The 17,528-nt window shown below is 73.7% G+C and carries 14 protein-coding genes and 1 pseudogene; 10 read left to right on the top strand and 5 right to left on the bottom strand.

The features are described 5' to 3' along the window. Window positions 1-72: 72 nt before the first annotated feature. Together AB0761_RS13135 and AB0761_RS13130 are read right to left on the bottom strand one after the other, a co-directional pair. Window positions 73-543: a ferritin-like domain-containing protein gene (locus tag AB0761_RS13135; RefSeq protein ID WP_377269162.1), complete on the bottom strand. Its 471-nt coding sequence runs from the start codon at window positions 541-543 to the stop codon at window positions 73-75. Between the two features lie 165 nt (window positions 544-708). Further along, window positions 709-1,212: a hypothetical protein gene (locus AB0761_RS13130; RefSeq protein ID WP_377269161.1), complete on the bottom strand. Its 504-nt coding sequence runs from the start codon at window positions 1,210-1,212 to the stop codon at window positions 709-711. Window positions 1,213-1,358: 146 nt separating this feature from the next. Between AB0761_RS13130 and rimP the strand changes: the two genes are divergently transcribed. The 9 genes and pseudogenes from rimP (at window position 1,359) to AB0761_RS13085 (ending at window position 10,692) form a co-directional block, all read left to right on the top strand. Next, on the top strand, window positions 1,359-1,886 hold the full coding sequence (gene rimP, locus AB0761_RS13125; RefSeq protein WP_377269160.1) for a ribosome maturation factor RimP: 528 nt from the start codon (window positions 1,359-1,361) through the stop codon (window positions 1,884-1,886). A 2-nt stretch (window positions 1,887-1,888) separates the two neighbouring features. Then, the gene (nusA, locus tag AB0761_RS13120; RefSeq protein WP_377269159.1) at window positions 1,889-2,860 is read left to right on the top strand and encodes a transcription termination factor NusA; all 972 of its coding nucleotides are present in this window, start codon (window positions 1,889-1,891) and stop codon (window positions 2,858-2,860) included. A gap of 57 nt (window positions 2,861-2,917) precedes the next feature. Further along, window positions 2,918-3,196: a YlxR family protein gene (locus AB0761_RS13115; RefSeq protein WP_377274068.1), complete on the top strand. Its 279-nt coding sequence runs from the start codon at window positions 2,918-2,920 to the stop codon at window positions 3,194-3,196. A 176-nt stretch (window positions 3,197-3,372) separates the two neighbouring features. Next, a complete protein-coding gene (gene infB / locus AB0761_RS13110) occupies window positions 3,373-6,543 on the top strand; it encodes a translation initiation factor IF-2 (protein ID WP_377269158.1) in 3,171 nt (1,056 codons plus the stop codon). Between the two features lie 153 nt (window positions 6,544-6,696). Further along, complete coding sequence (locus tag AB0761_RS13105; RefSeq protein WP_377269157.1) at window positions 6,697-6,990, top strand: DUF503 domain-containing protein; 294 nt, start codon at window positions 6,697-6,699, stop codon at window positions 6,988-6,990. 116 nt (window positions 6,991-7,106) lie between these two features. Then, window positions 7,107-7,550 carry a 30S ribosome-binding factor RbfA gene (gene rbfA / locus AB0761_RS13100; protein ID WP_055590247.1) on the top strand — a complete coding sequence of 148 codons (444 nt, stop codon included), beginning with the start codon at window positions 7,107-7,109 and terminating at the stop codon, window positions 7,548-7,550. A 2-nt stretch (window positions 7,551-7,552) separates the two neighbouring features. Then, entirely contained in the window at window positions 7,553-8,677 is a 1,125-nt protein-coding gene (locus tag AB0761_RS13095; protein WP_377269156.1) for a bifunctional oligoribonuclease/PAP phosphatase NrnA, read from the top strand. 50 nt (window positions 8,678-8,727) lie between these two features. Next, complete coding sequence (truB, locus tag AB0761_RS13090) at window positions 8,728-9,627, top strand: tRNA pseudouridine(55) synthase TruB (protein WP_377269155.1); 900 nt, start codon at window positions 8,728-8,730, stop codon at window positions 9,625-9,627. Between the two features lie 113 nt (window positions 9,628-9,740). Continuing rightward, window positions 9,741-10,692: pseudogene (locus AB0761_RS13085) on the top strand (bifunctional riboflavin kinase/FAD synthetase). 146 nt (window positions 10,693-10,838) lie between these two features. Here the strand turns inward: AB0761_RS13085 and AB0761_RS13080 are convergent. From AB0761_RS13080 to eccE, 3 genes are all read right to left on the bottom strand, one after another. Next, window positions 10,839-13,013, bottom strand: coding sequence for an AAA family ATPase (locus AB0761_RS13080; RefSeq protein ID WP_377269154.1), 2,175 nt, complete (start codon window positions 13,011-13,013; stop codon window positions 10,839-10,841). A 413-nt stretch (window positions 13,014-13,426) separates the two neighbouring features. After that, window positions 13,427-14,221, bottom strand: coding sequence for a hypothetical protein (locus AB0761_RS13075; RefSeq protein ID WP_377269153.1), 795 nt, complete (start codon window positions 14,219-14,221; stop codon window positions 13,427-13,429). Continuing rightward, a complete protein-coding gene (gene eccE / locus AB0761_RS13070; protein WP_377269152.1) occupies window positions 14,221-15,453 on the bottom strand; it encodes a type VII secretion protein EccE in 1,233 nt (410 codons plus the stop codon). The genes AB0761_RS13075 and eccE overlap by 1 nt, the downstream gene beginning before the upstream one ends. 379 nt (window positions 15,454-15,832) lie before the next feature. Between eccE and AB0761_RS13065 the strand changes: the two genes are divergently transcribed. Then, a complete protein-coding gene (locus tag AB0761_RS13065) occupies window positions 15,833-17,473 on the top strand; it encodes a type VII secretion protein EccB (protein WP_377269151.1) in 1,641 nt (546 codons plus the stop codon). The last annotated feature ends 55 nt before the right edge of the window (window positions 17,474-17,528 follow it).

Genomic DNA, 17,528 nt, shown 5'->3' with positions numbered 1-17,528 from the left:
GACGCCGTTCCCATTGTCGGTCATGGGTGCGATGAGGGGCGCGGCGGAGGTGGTGCCCGGGTGGCGCCGGGTTCAGGGTGCGGGATGCCCGGTGGTGGCACGCTCGGGGAGGCCGGGGAAGGCCGGGCCGAGGGCCCCGCCGCGCCACTGGGCGGCGCGCAGCGCGGACTCGCGGAGGGTGTCGGCGGCGCTGCGGCGCAGCCCGCCCGTGGCGGCGGCCACCAGGTCGGCGCTGACGGCGGTCAGCCGGTCCTCCAGCAGGGTCGCCAGCCGGACCGCGGAGGCCGCGCCGGTGACCGGGAACGGCAGGTCGTAGCCGGGGGCGGCGGCGACGGGCGTGGCGTGGAGGGCGGTGATCTCGCGCTGCAGGGCGTCGCGGCGGGCCTGGTGGGCGGTGTAGGCGGCGCGGGCGGTGGCGAGGCGGGCCCCGGTCAGATGGGCGCCGGCGACGCCGTAGCCGTAGACAGCGGCGTGCTGGGCGGCGAGGGCGGCCTGCAGTGCGGTCAGCGCGGCGGGGGTGGGGGAGGCGCTCGGCGTGGTCACGGCTGGCTTTCGGGTCGGTGGGGTCGGCAGGGGCTGGGTGGGCCGCACTGCTGCCGTACGGGACATGCGGTGCCCGCGCCCGGGTCCGGCTTTCGCTGGTCCCGGCGTCCGGTGCACCCGTCCGCCGTCGGCGGCCCGGCCGGCTCGGCGCGAGGGTCCAGGCGGTCAGGCGGTCAGGCGGTGGGCGTGGACGGCTCCGGCGGCGGCGGTGGAGGCGAGGAGGCGGGCGAGTTCGGGCGAGGCGGTGGCGAGGGCTGCGGTGCGGGTGTCGGCGATCCGGCGCTCCGCGGCGGCCAGTGCGGCCAGCGTCGCGGCGGGGGTGGCCGGGGCCGGTGCGGCGGGGGTGGCGATGGCCGCCGCAGAGCGGCCGGGGGTGGCGCCGGCCGTCGTGCCGGGCCGGGGCCGGGTGGTGCTGAAGGCGGCGCGGTGGAGCAGCAGTTGGGCCCGGAGCGGGGTGAGCCGGGCGGTGAGCCCCGGGTGCGCGGCGATGGCGGCGTCGTAGGCCGTGATCAGCGCGGTGGTGTTGTCCGCCGCCTGGCGGCGCAGCGCCACATCGGGGTCCGGGCGGGTGGTGGCCCGGGGGGCGGCGGGTACTGCCGGGGTGGGGTCCGAGCAGGAGGTGAGTGCGAGGGCCGCTCCACCGAGGAGTAGGGCACGCCTGGGCTGCATACGCGGAAGGTACCTGCTGGGGTGCCGGGGGTCGACGGCGGGGTGCCGTAGCCGGGACGGGTGCACGGAATCGGCGGTTGGGCGGTGGACCGGATAGGCTTTGCAGCGCTTCCGACAACAGCAGACGCGGCCGAGGAGTCACCCGGATGAGCACCGACCAGAACGAGCGGCTGCGTGCCCTGATCGAGCCGCTGGCGGCAGGGAGCGGCCTGGATCTGGAAGAGGTCCGGGTGACGCAGGCCGGTCGGCGCAGGCAGCTCCAGGTCGTGGTGGACGCCGACGGGGGCGTGGAGCTGGACACCGTGGCCGAGCTCAGCCGGGAGATCGGGCAGGCGCTCGACGAGGCCGATGCCATGGGCGGTGCGCCGTATGTGCTGGAGGTCGGTTCCCCGGGCGTGGACCGGCCGCTGACCGAGCCGCGCCACTGGCGGCGGGCGGTGGGCCGCCTGGTGAAGGCGCAGCTGTCGGCCGGCGGCGAGCTGCTGGCCCGGGTGCTGGAGGCCGACGACGAGGGTGTTCTGGTGGAGGTGCCGCCCGTGAAGGGCCGCGGCCGGGCCACCGAGCGCCGGCTGGGCTACACCGAGATCGCCAAGGGGCGGGTCCAGGTGGAGTTCAGCCGTAAGGACGATCACATCGACGCCTCCGACGAGGTAGACGAGGACGAGGAGGCGTAGCCGTGGACATCGACATGAGTGCCCTGCGTGGGCTGGTGCGGGAGAAGGAGATCTCCTTCGATCTGCTGGTGGAGGCGATCGAGTCGGCTCTGCTGATCGCCTATCACCGGACCGAGGGGTCGCGCCCCAAGGCCCGGGTGGAGCTGGACCGCAAGACCGGCCATGTGACGGTGTGGGCGCTGGAGGAGGCGGACGAGGCGGAGGAGCCGCGGGAGTTCGACGACACTCCCAGCGGCTTCGGCCGGATCGCGGCGACCACGGCCAAGCAGGTCATCCTGCAGCGGCTGCGGGACGCCGAGGAGGAGCGCACCTTCGGTGAGTACGCCGGGCACGAGGGCGACATCGTCACCGGTGTGGTGCAGCAGGGCAACGATCCCAAGAACGTGCTGGTCGACATCGGTAAGCTGGAGGCGATCCTGCCGCCGCAGGAGCAGGTGCCCGGCGAGGACTACAAGCACGGCACGCGGCTGCGGTCCTATGTGGTCGCGGTGCGGCGCGGTGTGCGCGGGCCTTCGGTGACGCTGTCGCGTACGCACCCGAACCTGGTGAAGAAGCTCTTCGCGCTGGAGGTCCCGGAGATCGCGGACGGGTCGGTGGAGATCACCGCCATCGCGCGGGAGGCCGGGCATCGCAGCAAGATCGCGGTGCGCTCGCACCGGCAGGGGCTCAACGCCAAGGGTGCCTGCATCGGGCCGATGGGCGCCCGGGTGCGCAGCGTGATGGCGGAGCTGCACGGCGAGAAGATCGACATCGTCGACTGGTCCGACGACCCCGCGGAGATGGTGGGCAACGCCCTGTCGCCCGCCAGGGTGAGCAAGGTGGAGATCGTGGATCTCCAGCAGCGCTCCGCCCGGGTGACCGTGCCCGACTACCAGCTGTCGCTGGCCATCGGCAAGGAGGGCCAGAACGCCCGGCTCGCTGCCAGGCTCACCGGGTGGCGGATCGACATCCGGCCGGACACCGAGCAGCAGTAGATCAAGGGCTGGGATCACCGGGCCGCGGGAAGCATTGCTGGAGGGGTAGACTTGGTGGTGTCTGGCCGGACGCATGCCCGTGCATGCCCTGAACGCACCTGTGTGGGCTGCCGCAGGCGGGCGGCCAAGCAAGAACTGCTGCGTGTGGCGGTGGTGGAGGGCGCCTGCGTCCCCGACCCCCGGGGCACGCTGCCCGGCCGAGGGGCGCATCTGCACCCCGATCCGGGATGCCTCGACCTTGCGGTCCGCCGCCGGGCGTTCCCGCGGGCCTTCCGCCTGCAGGGCGCGCTCGACACCGAGGCGGTCAGACAGCACATCGAGGAGCGCCCCCGCTGAGTGGCGGGGGAGTTCGCTGTAAGGAGCACGGCACGTGGATACGCGTGCCGGTACCAGGTACCTCGCGAGATGGAAGTAGGTCGAGATTGCGATGAGCACTCGATGAGTACGCGATGAGTACGCCCATGAAGTAGCAACGGTCCGGCGGACGACCACCCCGGACCAGAAGGAGCGAAGTGGCTAAGGTCCGGGTATACGAACTCGCCAAGGAACTCGGCGTGGAGAGCAAGGTCGTCATGGCCAAGCTCACCGAGCTGGGTGAGTTCGTCCGTTCGGCGTCCTCGACGATCGAGGCGCCGGTGGTTCGCAAGTTGACTGATGCTTTCCAGGGGGGCGGCTCCGGCCGGTCCTCCGCCAAGCCTGGCCCGCGGAAGCCCGCGGCGCCCCAGCCGGCCGGTGACTCCGGTTCGGCTCGTCCCACTCCCGCCCCGGGCCCGCGGCCTGCGCCGCGTCCGGCCGCCGGCGCACCTGCGCCCGGCCCGCGCCCGGCACCGCGTCCCGCGGCTGCTGCACCGGCTCCGGCTCCGGCTCCGACTCAGGCCCCCGCGCCTGCGCCGCGTCCGGCCCCGGCCCGCCCGGCAGCGGCGGCTGCTCCCGCCGCCGAGTTCTCCTCGCCGGCGCCCGCACAGCCCGCGGCCGAGGCGCCGCGTCCGGCCGCTGCGGCTCCGGAGCGGGCTCCCCGCTCCGAGGCTCCGCGTCCCGATGCCGCGCCGCGCTCCGACGCCCCGCGTCCGGGCGGCGCCCGTCCGGGCCCGCGTCCGTCGGGCCCGCGTCCGGGGAACAACCCCTTCACCTCCAGCAACACCGGTATGGCCCGGCCCGGCGGCGACCGCCGTCAGGGCGGTGCCCCGGGTGGTGCGCGTCCCGGCGGTCAGGGTGCGGGTGCTCCGCGTCCGGGTGGCCAGGGTGGCGCTCCGCGTCCCGGTGGCCCCGGTGCGGGTGCTCCGCGTCCGGGTGGCCAGGGTGGCGCTCCGCGTCCCGGTGGCGCGCGTCCGGGCGGTCCGGGTGCGGGTGCTCCGCGTCCGGGTGGCCAGGGTGGCGCTCCGCGTCCCGGTGGCGCACCGTCCCCGGGCGGGATGCCGCGGCCGCAGGGCCCGCGTCCCACTCCGAGCGGTATGCCGCGTCCCAACCCCGGCATGATGCCGCAGCGTCCCGCTGCCGGCCCCCGTCCCGGCCCCGGCGGCCGCGGTCCGGGCGGTCCCGGCGGGCGTCCCGGCGGTCCGGGCGGGCGTCCCGGCGGTGGCGGCGGCGGCTTCGCCGGCCGTCCCGGTGGCGGCGGCGGCGGTGCCGGCCGTCCCGGTACGGGTGGCGGCTTCGGCGGCCCGCGTCCTGGTGGTGGCGGCGGCGGTGGCGGCTTCGGCGGCCCGCGTCCCGGCGGTTTCGGCGGGCGTCCCGGCGGCCCGGGTGGCCGTGGCGGCACGCAGGGTGCCTTCGGTCGCGGTCCGGGCGGTCGTCCGGCGCGCGGTCGCAAGTCGAAGCGTGCGAAGCGCCAGGAGTACGAGGCCATGCAGGCCCCGTCCATCGGCGGTGTGATGCTGCCGAGGGGCAACGGCCAGACCGTGCGCCTCTCGCGTGGTGCCTCGCTGACGGACTTCGCGGAGAAGATCAACGCCAACCCGGCGGCGCTCGTCTCGGTGATGTTCAACCTGGGCGAGATGGTCACCGCGACCCAGTCGGTCTCCGACGAGACGCTGCGGCTGCTTGCCGAGGAGATGGGCTTCGTCCTGGAGATCGTCTCTCCGGAGGACGAGGACCGCGAGCTGCTCGAGTCGTTCGACATCGAGTTCGGCGAGAACGAGGGCGGCGAGGAGTACCTCGCCCCGCGTCCGCCGGTGGTCACCGTCATGGGCCACGTCGACCACGGCAAGACCCGACTGCTGGACGCGATCCGCAAGTCCAACGTGGTCGCGGGCGAGGCCGGCGGCATCACCCAGCACATCGGTGCCTACCAGGTGGCGGCGGAGGTGAACGGCGAGGAGCGCCGCATCACCTTCATCGACACCCCCGGTCACGAGGCGTTCACCGCCATGCGTGCCCGTGGCGCCAAGTCCACCGACATCGCGATCCTGGTGGTCGCGGCCAACGACGGCGTCATGCCGCAGACGGTCGAGGCGCTCAACCACGCCAAGGCCGCGGGTGTGCCGATCGTGGTCGCGGTCAACAAGATCGACGTGGAGGGTGCGGACCCGGTCAAGGTCCGCGGCCAGCTGACCGAGTTCGGTCTGGTGGCCGAGGAGTACGGCGGCGACACCATGTTCGTCGACATCTCCGCCAAGCAGGGTCTGCACATCGACTCCCTGCTGGAGGCCGTGGTCCTCACCGCCGACGCCTCGCTCGACCTGCGCGCCAACCCCGAGCAGGACGCCCAGGGCATCGCGATCGAGGCCCACCTGGACAAGGGCCGCGGCGCCATGGCGACCGTCCTGGTCCAGCGCGGCACCCTGCGGGTCGGCGACTCCATGGTCGTCGGCGACGCCTACGGCCGCGTCCGCGCGATGCTCGACGAGAACGGCAACAACGTCTCCGAGGCGGGCCCGTCCCGTCCGGTGCTGGTGCTCGGTCTCACCTCGGTGCCCCGCGCCGGCGACAACTTCATCGTCGTCGAGGAGGACCGCACCGCACGGCAGATCGCCGAGAAGCGGGCCGCCCGCGAGCGCAACGCCGCCTTCGCGCAGCGCCGCGTCCGGATCTCCCTGGAGGACCTGGACAAGGCCATCGCCGCCGGCAGCATCGAGCAGCTCAACCTCATCATCAAGGGCGATGTCTCCGGTTCCGTGGAGGCCCTGGAGGACGCGCTGCTCAAGCTGGACGTCGGCGAGGAGGTCGAGCTCCGCATCCTGCACCGCGGTGTGGGTGCGATCACCGAGTCCGATGTGGACCTGGCGATGGGCTCGGACGCCATCATCATCGGCTTCAACGTGCGGGCCGAGGGCCGTGCACGGACCGCGGCCGACCGCGAGGGCGTCGACATCCGCTACTACTCGGTCATCTACCAGGCGATCGAGGAGATCGAGGCGGCCCTCAAGGGCATGCTCAAGCCGGAGTACGAGGAGGTCCGTCTGGGCTCCGCGGAGATCCGCGAGGTCTTCCGCTCCTCCAAGTTCGGCAACATCGCCGGTGTCCTGGTCCGCGAGGGCCTCATCCGCCGCAACGCCAGGGCCCGCCTCATCCGGGACGGCGCCGTGGTGGCGGAGAACCTCACCATCGAGGGCCTGCGTCGCTTCAAGGACGACGCGACCGAGGTGCGCGAGGGCTTCGAGGCCGGTGTGACCCTGGGGTCGTTCAACGACATCAAGGTCGACGACGTCATCGAGACGTTCGAGATGCGCGAGAAGCCGCGGGCGTGAGCCTGAGGTAGTCGTCCGGGGCCGGGCGGCGGAGCGAGGGGAAGTCCCCGAAATCCGTCGACCGGCCCCGGGCGCGCTGTGTACGGTTCAGCGTACGAAGCCCCAGTTCCGGGGCACCCTACGAGGCCATCAGGCCGGCTGGGCCTGCCTTACATGTTCGTGGGAACACTCTCTTTCGATCTGCTCCTCGGCGATGTCCACTCGCTCAAGGAGAAGCGTTCGGTCGTACGGCCGATCGTGGCCGAGCTGCAGCGCAAGTACGGCGTCAGCGCGGCCGAGGTCGGGAACCAGCAGCTGCACCGCAGGGCCGAGATCGGCTGTGCGGTGGTGTCCGGGGATGCCGGGCACATCGGGGAGATTCTGGACAGCTGCGAGCGGCTGGTCGCCGGCCGCCCCGAGGTGGAACTGCTCTCCGTGCGGAGACGGTTCCACGGCGACGATGACTGACGAATGGATGCGCCCCACGGTTGCGGGCGCGGGCCGGTACGTTGGGGCACGGGCTCCGGCGGACCCCGGTCGGCCACTGCGCCGCCCGGTACCGGGCCACAGCACGAGGAGGACACGTGACCGACACCGCGAGGGCGCGCAAGCTCGCCGACCGAATCCAGGTGGTCGTCGCGGAGACCCTGGAGCGGCGGATCAAGGACCCGCGCCTGGGCTTTGTGACCATCACCGACACCCGGGTCACCGGGGACCTGCGGGAGGCCACCGTCTTCTACACGGTCTACGGTGACGAGACCGAGCAGGCCGCCACCGCCGCCGCACTGGAGAGCGCCAAGGGCATCCTGCGCTCCGAGGTGGGACGCCAGACCGGGGTGCGCTTCACCCCGTCGCTGACCTTTGTCGCCGACGCGGTGCCGGACAACGCGCGCCACATCGACGAGCTGCTGGACCGGGCCCGGATGTCCGACGCCCAGGTCCGCACCGCGGCCGCAGGCGCCAGCTACGCCGGTGAGGCGGACCCGTACCGCAGCTCCGGCGGTGACGCCGACGACGAGGACGCATAACCATGGCCGGCAAGCCGTCGCCGGCCGCCGGGGCACCCACCACCGTCAGGTCGGAGGGTGCCCCGGCGGCGCCAGGGAGCGAGTCCGGCGGGGTGCCGCGGCCGCGTACCGCCCCGCAGCCGGCCAACCGGCCCGCCGCACCCGGGGAGCGGGCCTGGGCCGAGGTGCTCCAGCTGGTGCGGTCCGCCCCCGAGGTGGACCTCATCTGCCATGTCTGCCCGGACGGCGACGCGCTGGGCTCGGCGCTGGCCGCAGGCCTGGCCCTGCGGTCGCTCGGCGCCACGGTCCGGGTCTCCTTCGGGGACGACCCGCAGGTGGTGCCGGCCTCGCTGGCCTTTCTGCCGGGCCAGGAGCTGCTGGTGCCCGCCGCCGAGGTGCCCGACCGGCCCGACCTGGTGATCACCTTCGATGTGGCGGCGGAGAGCCGCCTCGGCCTGCTGCGGGAGAAGGCCCTCGCCGCCCGGGCCATGGTGGTCATCGACCACCACGCCTCCAACCCCGGCTTCGGCACCCATCCGATGGTCGACCCCTCGGCCCCCGCCACCGCGGTGCTGGTCGACGAGCTGCTGCGGCGCCTCGGGGTGCCGCTGGACCAGTCGATCGCGACCTGCCTGTACACCGGCGTCGCCACCGACACGGGCTCCTTCAAGTACCGGGCGACCACCCCGGCCACCCATGAGTTCGCCGGCCGGCTGCTGGCCACCGGCATCCGGCACGACCTGATCTCCCGCACCCTGTGGGACACCTCGTCCTTCGGCTACCTCAAGGTCCTCTCCGCAGCCCTGGAGCGCGCCCAGCTGGACCCCGCCGCCGCGGGCGGCCTCGGCCTGGTGTGGACCTGGGTGCCATATGCGGACCTCGCCGCCAACGGCGTCACCGTCGAGGAGATCGAGGGACTGATCGACGTGGTGCGGCGCACCGCGGAGGCCGATGTCGCCCTGGTGCTCAAGCAGGACCCGGACGGCACGCTGCGCGGCTCCTCCCGCTCCAAGGGCGCCGTCGACGTCGCCGCGGCCTGCGGGGCGCTGGGCGGCGGCGGCCATGTCGACGCAGCCGGTTTCTCCTCCCCCCTCGGCGTCGAGCAGACGCTGGACCGCTTCCGCCGGGCCCTGCGGCCCGTCGGCTGAACCACCGAAAGGAAGGCGCGTCCCTGCTCCGGGACGTGCCGCCACCACCCATGAAGCGCAAGGGAACCGGCCCCGACGGCCTGGTCATCGTCGACAAGCCCGCCGGCATCACCTCCCACGGCGTGGTCGCCCGGCTGCGCCGCCTGGCGGGCACCCGCCGGGTGGGCCACGCGGGAACCCTGGACCCGATGGCCACCGGCGTGCTGGTGATCGGGGTGGAGAAGGCCACCCGGCTGCTCGGCCATCTGATGCTGACCGACAAGACCTACGAGGCCACCATCCGGCTGGGGCAGACCACCGTCACCGACGACGCCGAGGGAGAGGTGACCGCCACCGCCTCCGCGGCCGCGGTCACTCCCGAGGCCGTTGCGGCCGGGATCGAGGCCCTCACCGGTGACATCCTCCAGGTGCCCTCCAAGGTCAGCGCCATCAAGATCGACGGCAAGCGGTCCTATGCGCTGGTGCGGGAGGGCGAGGAGGTCGAGCTCAAGGCGCGGCCGGTGACGGTCTCCCGGTTCGTCGTCCACGACCGGCGGGAGGCCGCGGCCGAGGACGGGACCCCGCTGGTGGACCTGGACGTCACCGTGGACTGCTCGTCCGGGACCTACATCCGGGCGCTGGCCCGTGATCTGGGCGCCGGGCTGGGCGTGGGCGGCCATCTCACCGCGCTGCGGCGCACCCGGGTCGGCCCGTACACCCTGGAGCAGGCCCACACCCTGGAGCAGCTGGAGGAGTCCTTCACCCATCTGCCGATCGGGCAGGCTGCCGCGGCGGCCTTCCCCCGCTGGGACGTCGACGCCGACCAGGCCCGGCTGCTGGTCAACGGGGTGCGGCTGAAGTCCCCCGGTCTGGAGCCCGGCCCGGTGGCCGTCTTCGGCCCCGAGGACCGCTTTCTGGCCCTGGTGGAGGAGCGGCACGGCCAGGCCCGTCCGCTGGCCGTCTTCGCCTGACCCGGACCGGCTCCCGGGGCGGGAGGGTGCTCCGGTGCGGGGCGAGGCGCCGGGGCATGGCAGGCTATAGGGGGTAGATCGGCATGCGAGTGTGCGGACAAGGAGCGGTCAGGGTGCAGCGCTGGCGTGGCCTGGAGGAAGTCCCCGACGGCTGGGGGCGCAGCGTCGTCACCATCGGATCCTTCGACGGGGTTCACCGGGGGCACCAGCTGATCATCGGAAGGGCCGTGCAGCGCGCCCGTGAGCTTGGTGCGGCGTCGGTGGTGGTCTTCTTCGACCCGCACCCCAGCGAGGTGGTCCGCCCCGGCAGCCACCCGCCGCTGCTGGCCGCGCCGCACCGCCGTGCGGAGCTGATGGGCGAGCTGGGCGTGGACGCGGTGCTGATCCTGCCGTTCACCCGGGAGTTCTCCCAGCAGGCCCCGGCCGACTTCGTCCGCCAGGTGCTGGTGGAGCGTCTGCATGCCCAGCTCGTGGTGGAGGGGCCCAACTTCCGCTTCGGCCACCGGGCGGCGGGGGATGTGGCGCTGCTGGCCGAGCTCGGCCGGGACCTCGACTTCGGCGTCGAGGTGGTGGACCTGTACGTCCGCGGCGACGCCGGCGGCGGGGACCCCTTCTCCTCGACCCTGGCCAGGCGGCTGATCGCGGAGGGCGACATGACCCGTACGGCAGAGGTGCTGGGACGCCCGCACCGGGTCGAGGGGCTGGGTGCGCGGCGCCCAGCGAGGACGTGAACTCGGCTATCCCACGGCCAATGTGGAGACGCTGCCGCACACCGCGATCCCGGCGGACGGGGTGTACGCGGGCTGGCTCACCGCGGCCGGGGAGCGGATGCCGGCGGCCATCTCGGTCGGCACCAACCCCACCTTCGACGGCACCGAGCGGACGGTGGAGGCATACGCCATCGACCGGGTCGGGCTGGACCTCTACGGGCTCCATGTGGCCGTGGACTTCCTGGCCTTCCTGCGCGGCATGGAGAAGTTCGACACCATCGAGGCGCTGCTGGCGCGGATGGCGGACGACGTCAAGCAGGCCCGCGAGCTGACAGACAGTCACGACGAGCGCTGAGGCCCGTCCGACGGACCGCTGAGCACCTGCTCCCGGCCCTGCGGCACCGCCACCGGGCGGCACTCCCGTACCGACCACAAGGGCGGGGGAGGCCCCGCACCCCACGCAACTGCCGTGGAGCGCGGCCTCCCCCGCCCTTTGTGCGCCTACTGCTGCTGCGGCGGGTATCCGTAGCCCGGCTGCTGCTCCTCGTACCCGGGCGGCGGCGGACCGGGCTGCTGGGTCCAGCCGGGCGGCATCGGCTGCTGCTGCGGCGGAGGCGGCGGCGCCTGCTGGGGGTAGCCGTACCCGCCCGGCCCCGGCTGTCCTCCGGGGTATTGCGGCGGCGGGGGCTGGCCGGGCGGGCCCCAGGGCTGGCCCTGCTGCGGCGCACCCGGGTCGCCCCACGGCTGGCCGCCCTGCTGCGGGGGCACGCCCTGCTGGGGGCCCCAGCCCTGCTGCGGCGGCTGTCCGGGCCAGCCCTGCTGCTGCCAGACCCCGGCGGCCTGCTGGGCCCGCTGGAAGTCCTCGGCGACCAGCGCCGCCAGGTCGAAGTAGGCCTCGCGGACCTTGGGCCGCATCATCGAGATGTCGACCTCGGCACCGGCGGCCAGGTGCTCGTCGAAGGGCACCACCACGACGCCGCGGCAGCGGGTCTCGAAGTGGGCGACGATGTCCTCGATCTTGATCAGTTTGCTGGTCTCGCGGACCCCGGAGACCACGGTGATGGACCGCTGCACCAGATCGGCGTAGCCGTGCGCGGAGAGCCAGTCCAGGGTGGTGGAGGCGCTGCTGGCACCGTCCACACTGGGGGTGGAGACGATGATCAGCTGGTCGGCGAGGTCCAGCACACCGCGCATGGCGCTGTAGAGCAGACCCGTGCCCGAGTCGGTGAGGATGATCGGGTACTGCCGCCCGAGAACCTCGATCACCCTGCGGTAGTCGGCGTCGTTGAACGTGGTGGAGACCGCCGGGTCGACGTCGTTGGCCAGGATCTCCAGACCGGAGGGGGCCTGCGAGGTGAAGCGGCGGATGTCCATGTAGCTGTTGAGGTGCGGGATCGCGGTCACCAGGTCGCGGATGGTGGCCCCGGTCTCACGGCGCACCCGGCGCCCCAGGGTGCCGGCGTCCGGGTTGGCGTCGATCGCGATGACCTTGTCCTGGCGCTCGGTGGCCAGGGTGGCGCCCAGCGAGGTGGTGGTCGTGGTCTTGCCCACACCGCCCTTGAGGCTGATCACGGCGATCCGGTAGCAGCTCATCACCGGGGTGCGGATGATGTCCAGCTTGCGCTGCCGCTCGGCCTCCGCCGCCTTGCCGCCGAACTTGAAGCGCGGCTGCTGCCGGCGCTCCTGGGGCTGACGGCGCAGCAGCCGGTCCGAGGAGAGCTCGACGGCGGCGGTGTAGCCCAGCGGGGCACCGTGCGCGGTGCGCTGCGGCGCGCCCCCGCCGTAGAAGGCCGCCGGCGGCTCACCGGCCGGGCCGACCGGCTGGGCGGGGGAGTGCGGCCAGCCGCCCTGGCGCGGGTCCACCGGGGGCTGCTGCGGGCCGGGCGCGGTCGGGCCCCAGGGCGCGCCGGAGTGCGGGGCGCCCTGCTGGGGCCCGGGGCCGGGCTGCTGTGGAGGCTGGGCCTGCTGCGGCTGCTGCTGGTACGGCGGCTCCGGGGGAGCCTGGTCCGGTCCGGGCTGCAGAGGGCCGGGCTGCTGGGGGCCGAGCTGCTGGGGACCGTCCACCGGGGCGGGCGGCTGCGGGCCCGGCTGCTCGGTCGGAGGTCCGGGCAGCCACTGCTGTGCGGCACCGTCAGTGGCCCACGGCGGGGGCGGAGGCGGCGCGAACGGCCCGGGCTGGGGTGCGACCGGGCCGGGCGGCGGCGGGGCGAAGGGCGCCGCCTGCGGGCCCTGCTCGATCGGCGGCGGGCCCACCGGGGGGATGCCGGGGCCCGGCTGCGCAGGCACCGGCCCGGGCGTGGCGGGGCCGGGAGCCGCCGGGCCGGGAGACAGGGGACCGGGCGGTGCGGGCTCCGGCGGCGTCATGGGGCCCGCCTGCGGGCCGGGTCCCGGCGCAGGGGGCGGAGTCTGCTCGGGGCCGCCGACGGGTGCCCCGCTCTGCGTCGCGGGGCCGGGCCCCGGACCGACCGGCCCCGGCTGGGGCACGGGTGCGACGACCTGAGGAGGGACCGGCTGTGCGGGGGCCGGCTGCGGCGCGGGCGGCGCCTCCTGAGCCGGACCCGACGACTCGTTCTGGGTGTACCAGGCCGGGGGAGTGTAGTCGGGAGCGTCTGACCACTCCTCGTCCTCGTCCGGCGCGTTGTCGCCGACGTAGACGCCGTCGCGATCGGTGCTCAACTCGAACTCCCTCTCTCAGCTCCGCCGGGCGGCCGCAACAGCCGGGTCCCGTCGGTCGTCCCCGTGACGGCGCCCGGATCCGGCCGCGGACCGGGCCTCCGCGAGGCACCAGCCTATGAGCTACCCCGGGACTCGGGATAGTCCGGGCTGTGGTCGCCGCCGTCCGGTCCACCGACCGTCACCTCGGCCCGCCCGGCCCTCTGCACGGCCGGGATCGTGCCGAGCAGAGGCCGCTGCCGCTCGAACCGGACGAGATCGCAGGGGCTGCCGCAAGACCCCCGCCGCGAGGGCGGGAGGCTCTTTGCGGTTGACTCGGACGGGGCGGCGCTGCGCCCCGGCACCCCCGGATAGGGGGCGCCGGTCACGGACCGTATCACGGTGCGGGAAACGGCAGCCCTCGGCGGAGCGCCCGCTCAGTCCACCCGGCGGGCCGGGCCGAGCAGTTGGACCTCGGCGTCCGCGGGGGTGGTCATCACGAACTGGCGGCGCATCCGGGTCGCCCAGAGGGTGACGTTGTCCCCCATCGAGGGAAGCGCGCTCACATCGGCGTGGGTCAGGTTCATCACCCGTCCGATCAGCTCGGCCTCCTGCGGCGACACCCGCTGCACACCCACCAGGTCCGCCGCGCCCAGCACCCGCTGGGCGTTGGGGCCCAGATAGGGCAGCAGGGTGAGCACGGTCTGCCAGGGGCCCGCCGAGAGCCGGCTGCGTACCGGACGGGCGCCCAGGTCACGCACCACCAGCACCGGGGCCGCCACCGAGGGGCCCTGCGGGCCGAGCCGGCCGACCTGGTGCACGGTCACACAGGGCTGGCCGCCGCCCGCAGCCTGCGCCATCGGCGCCCAGGCCTGCGGCCGGCCGCTCTCCACGGCGACCCGGGCGCCGGTGGCGGCGGCGCGCAGCGCGATCAGCTGCGCCGTCCACATGCCGCCGACCAGCACGATCTCATGGGCCGTCGGGCGGAAGAGGCCCAGTACGGCCGACTGGTGCTGCGGGTCGACGCCGATCAGCACACCGTCGTCGCCCACCGGCATCGACAGCGCATTGAGCTCCTCGGCAGTGAGCACATGGCGCTCCCGCCGCGGTCCGCGCAGGCCGAAGCCGGCCCGGATCCGGGCGAACGGACGGGACTGCGACGAGCCGTCGGGAGCGCCGGGCCCCCCGGACTGGCCGGCGGACGGCTGCGGGGCATAGGTCTGGTACGCCATCAGCGGGTCCCTCCCAGAGGCAGAGTGGCGAGCATCCCGGGGGCCTGCTCCATGTCCAGCCGGACCAGCCCGGTCCCCGAGCCCTGGGCGCGGGACTCCAGCAGCCGCCCGACCTGGGCGACCTCGCTCTCACTGCGCGCGGTCAGCCGCACATGCCCGGCGATCGCCACGGCGCCGCCGGTGCCCCGGGTGGCCGTGAGGCTGAATGTGCTGGCCAGAGCCGGAAGCCCGGTCAGCAGGTTCACCAGATCGGGGGAGATGATCCGGCCTCCGCTGCCTCCGGGGCGGCGCAGCTGGGGCCAGCGCGAGATCCAGTACGTGGTGTGCCAGCGGTCGTCCACCCGCCAGAAGCGACGGCTCTCCTGGGTGCGCCGGGTGGCGCCGCTGCCGCCTCCGGTGCCCTGACGGCCCGCGGTGGCCAGCGGGTTGACACAGGTGGAGGTCGCCAGGGCGGCGATCAGCTCCCGCTCGTCCAGGACGGACGCGGTGAAGCCCGCCCCGGTCAGCCGGGCGGTCAGCTGGTCGGTGGCACGCTGCAGCGCCTTGCGGGCGCCCGACTCGCCGCCGCCCCGGGCCTGCACCGCGGTCGACGCCCGCTCGGGGTCCAGCCGCAGGGCCACCCAGGTCAGCCGCAGCGAGGGGGTCGAGGAACCCTCGGGGAGCTGCTGGTACGCGCGGGAGGCCAGCGCCTGCTCCGGCAGGTGCGGCGCCGGCGCGGGCTGGGTGTGCTGGACGATCTGCACCGAGTCCAGGGTGATGTCGTCCACCTGGAGTGCGGAGGTGAGCACGTCCAGCGGGAGCGGACGGGCGCTGCGCAGCGGCCGCAGCGGCTCGTCCTTGGACTGCACCAGCAGCAGGGTGCTCAGGAAGGTGCCGTCGCCGACCATGCCGGTCTCCCGGCGGACGCGGCGCTGACCGCCGCTGCCCGGGGCCTCGGTCTCGGTGGCGTGGGTGCCGGTGCGCAGCGCGGGGTCGATCTCCAGCGCCGGTGCGATCCCGGGGTCGGTGCCTGCTGACGGGACGTTGCCCGGAGCGCTGCGGCGCCGGGCGCGCAGCGCGGACCTGGTGCGCAGATAGTCGGGCAGCGTCCGGCCGCGCATCGGCATCAGGGCGACCAGCAGCAGCACAACCGCGGGCACCGCCATCGCCCCGGCCGCAGGCTTGCTGATGGTCCATCCGACCACGACCAGCGCGGCGGCGACCTCGATCAGTACCAACTGCTGCAGACGCACGGGTCCGCTGATCCGGCCGGGCCGCGGGTGCATCCGTACCGAGACGGGTGTCAGCGGCGCCGGCTCCGGGAGGGAGGTCTCCCGCCTCCGTCGGCCGCCGTGTGCTCCCCCTGGGCGGGGAGGCGTGCCCTGCGGTGCACTGCGTCGCTCTGGAGCGGTCTGGCTTCGCATCCCCCGAGTGACCCTCTCTGGTTGGATACCTGCGGCCGGTTGGCTGATCGCAATACCGTACCCGTACCGTACTGACCGTCTGTTCGCCGCATCGTAGAGGGTTTGGCCCTCATTCGGTCCCCGGCGGACAGCGCCGGCCGCACGGACCTGGCCCCGCGGCGGCCGACGGGGAGAACGGGGCGACACGGACAGGTGGGAGACGACGAGGATGGCATCACGCCGGGACGAGCTGAACGCCTACACGTTCGCGCGGCGCCGCACGGTGGGGGCGTTTCTGCAACCGGCCGGGGGCGGCAATGACGAGGACGCCCCGCGGCCGGTGCGCGCGGTGGTGCCGAGCCTGGTGATGGCCGCGGTGGTGGTCGCGGGCTTCGGCATGTGGGGCATGATCAAACCGGCCGCGCCGCAGGGCTGGGACGACGGGAAGTCCATTGTGGTGGGCAAGGAGTCCACCACCCGGTATGTGGTGCTCACCCCCGACCCCAACAAGCCGGATGAGAAGACGCTCTACCCGGTGCTCAACATGGCCTCGGCCAAGCTGGTGCTGGACGCGGACTCCAAGGTCACCTTTGTCGAGGACAAGGTGCTTGACCAGTACGCCAGGCACGGCGCCACCATCGGCATCCCCTACGCCCCGGACAAGCTGCCGACCGAGGAGGAGGCAGCCAAGGCCAAGGTGTGGACGGTCTGCGACCGGCCCGGCAGCGATACCGCGCACAGCACCGTCAACCAGGCCGTCTTTGTGCTGTCGGACACTCAGGCCGCGGCTCTGCGCAACCCCAGCTTCCGGCTCGCAGGGGGCAATGCGCTGTTCGTCCAGTCACCGGGCCCGGACGGCAAGGGCGGTGAGGACTTCCTGGTCGACGCCACCGGCACCAAGCACAGCCTGGGCCCGGCCAACCTCCGCAACACGGCCTACGAGTCCATGCGGGCCGGTCTCTTCGGCAGCCAGCTGGCGCCGGAGCGGGTCACCGACCAGTGGCTGAACACCCTGGCCGACGGGCAGCCCATCACCTTCCCGCGGCCGGACGGCGTCCCCCTGGGGAGCCCGTCGGCGGTCAGCCTGCCGAACCGGTCGGACCTCAGGACCGGGCACCTGATGTCCTTTGACTCCAACGGCGACGGCAAAGCCGACTCCTACTACGTGGTCGGCAAGACGCGGCTCTATCTGCTGACGGAGTTCCAGCTTGGGCTCTTCCGGGCCAATCCGGCGATGAGCGCGGTGTACGGCAGCGGTCAGCAGATCCGGATCGATCCGCTGACCTCGGCCGAGCGCTCCCAGTGGGCCGGACCGGTCGGCAACGAGAACAAGCTGACCGTGCCGACCGACTGGCCGAAGCTGAGCCCCAACCAGGCGGTCAACGGTCTCGACTCGGAGGGCGGCACCCGCAATGTCCTCTGCAGTACCTATCAGGGCGTTGGTGAGCAGAACCAGATCAAGCGCACGGTGTGGGCGGCGAGCAACTTCCCGGCATCGGTCACCAACGGCTCGGCCGGTGCGCATGTCACCCCGGGAACCGGCCTGCTGTACCGGGCGCTGGAGGGTGAGGCGGGCGGCACGTCGCAGGATGTGTCGGGTTCGGTCTACCTGCTGACCGAGACCGGGCTGCGCTACCAGGTGGTGGCCAATGGCGACAGTGCGGCCAAGAGCTCCGTACTGCCGAAGAGCGGTCAGTCACCGGACCCCTCGGGCCAGACGCAGGGGCAGGCCCAGCAGGGCAATGACGCGCAGGCGCGGCTGGGCTACAAGGACATCCAGCCGGGTGTGGTGCCCAAGGCCTGGTCGGATCTGGTACCGGCCGGTCCCAACCTGGACACCAAGTCCGCGTTGCAGCCGCAGACGTCCTGATCGACTCTGACGAGACGTCATATGGCTGGCGCCGGTGGAATACCGGCGCCGGCCA

The organism is Peterkaempfera podocarpi (assembly GCF_042466665.1).
GTDB lineage: Bacteria > Actinomycetota > Actinomycetes > Streptomycetales > Streptomycetaceae > Peterkaempfera > Peterkaempfera podocarpi.
Note: the sequence above shows the minus strand (reverse complement) of the source record. Positions and strands in the feature narration are given on the sequence as shown.

What these genes read in the sequence shown, in the direction of transcription:
- AB0761_RS13130 (WP_377269161.1), bottom strand. Translation starts at nt 1,212, where the DNA reads ATGCAGCCCAGGCGTGCCCTACTCCTCGGTGGAGCGGCCCTCGCACTC.
- AB0761_RS13105 (WP_377269157.1), top strand. Translation starts at nt 6,697, where the DNA reads ATGTTCGTGGGAACACTCTCTTTCGATCTGCTCCTCGGCGATGTCCAC.
- AB0761_RS13065 (WP_377269151.1), top strand. Translation starts at nt 15,833, where the DNA reads ATGGCATCACGCCGGGACGAGCTGAACGCCTACACGTTCGCGCGGCGC.
- AB0761_RS13075 (WP_377269153.1), bottom strand. Translation starts at nt 14,221, where the DNA reads ATGGCGTACCAGACCTATGCCCCGCAGCCGTCCGCCGGCCAGTCCGGG.
- truB (WP_377269155.1), top strand. Translation starts at nt 8,728, where the DNA reads ATGAAGCGCAAGGGAACCGGCCCCGACGGCCTGGTCATCGTCGACAAG.
- rimP (WP_377269160.1), top strand. Translation starts at nt 1,359, where the DNA reads ATGAGCACCGACCAGAACGAGCGGCTGCGTGCCCTGATCGAGCCGCTG.
- AB0761_RS13095 (WP_377269156.1), top strand. Translation starts at nt 7,553, where the DNA reads ATGGCCGGCAAGCCGTCGCCGGCCGCCGGGGCACCCACCACCGTCAGG.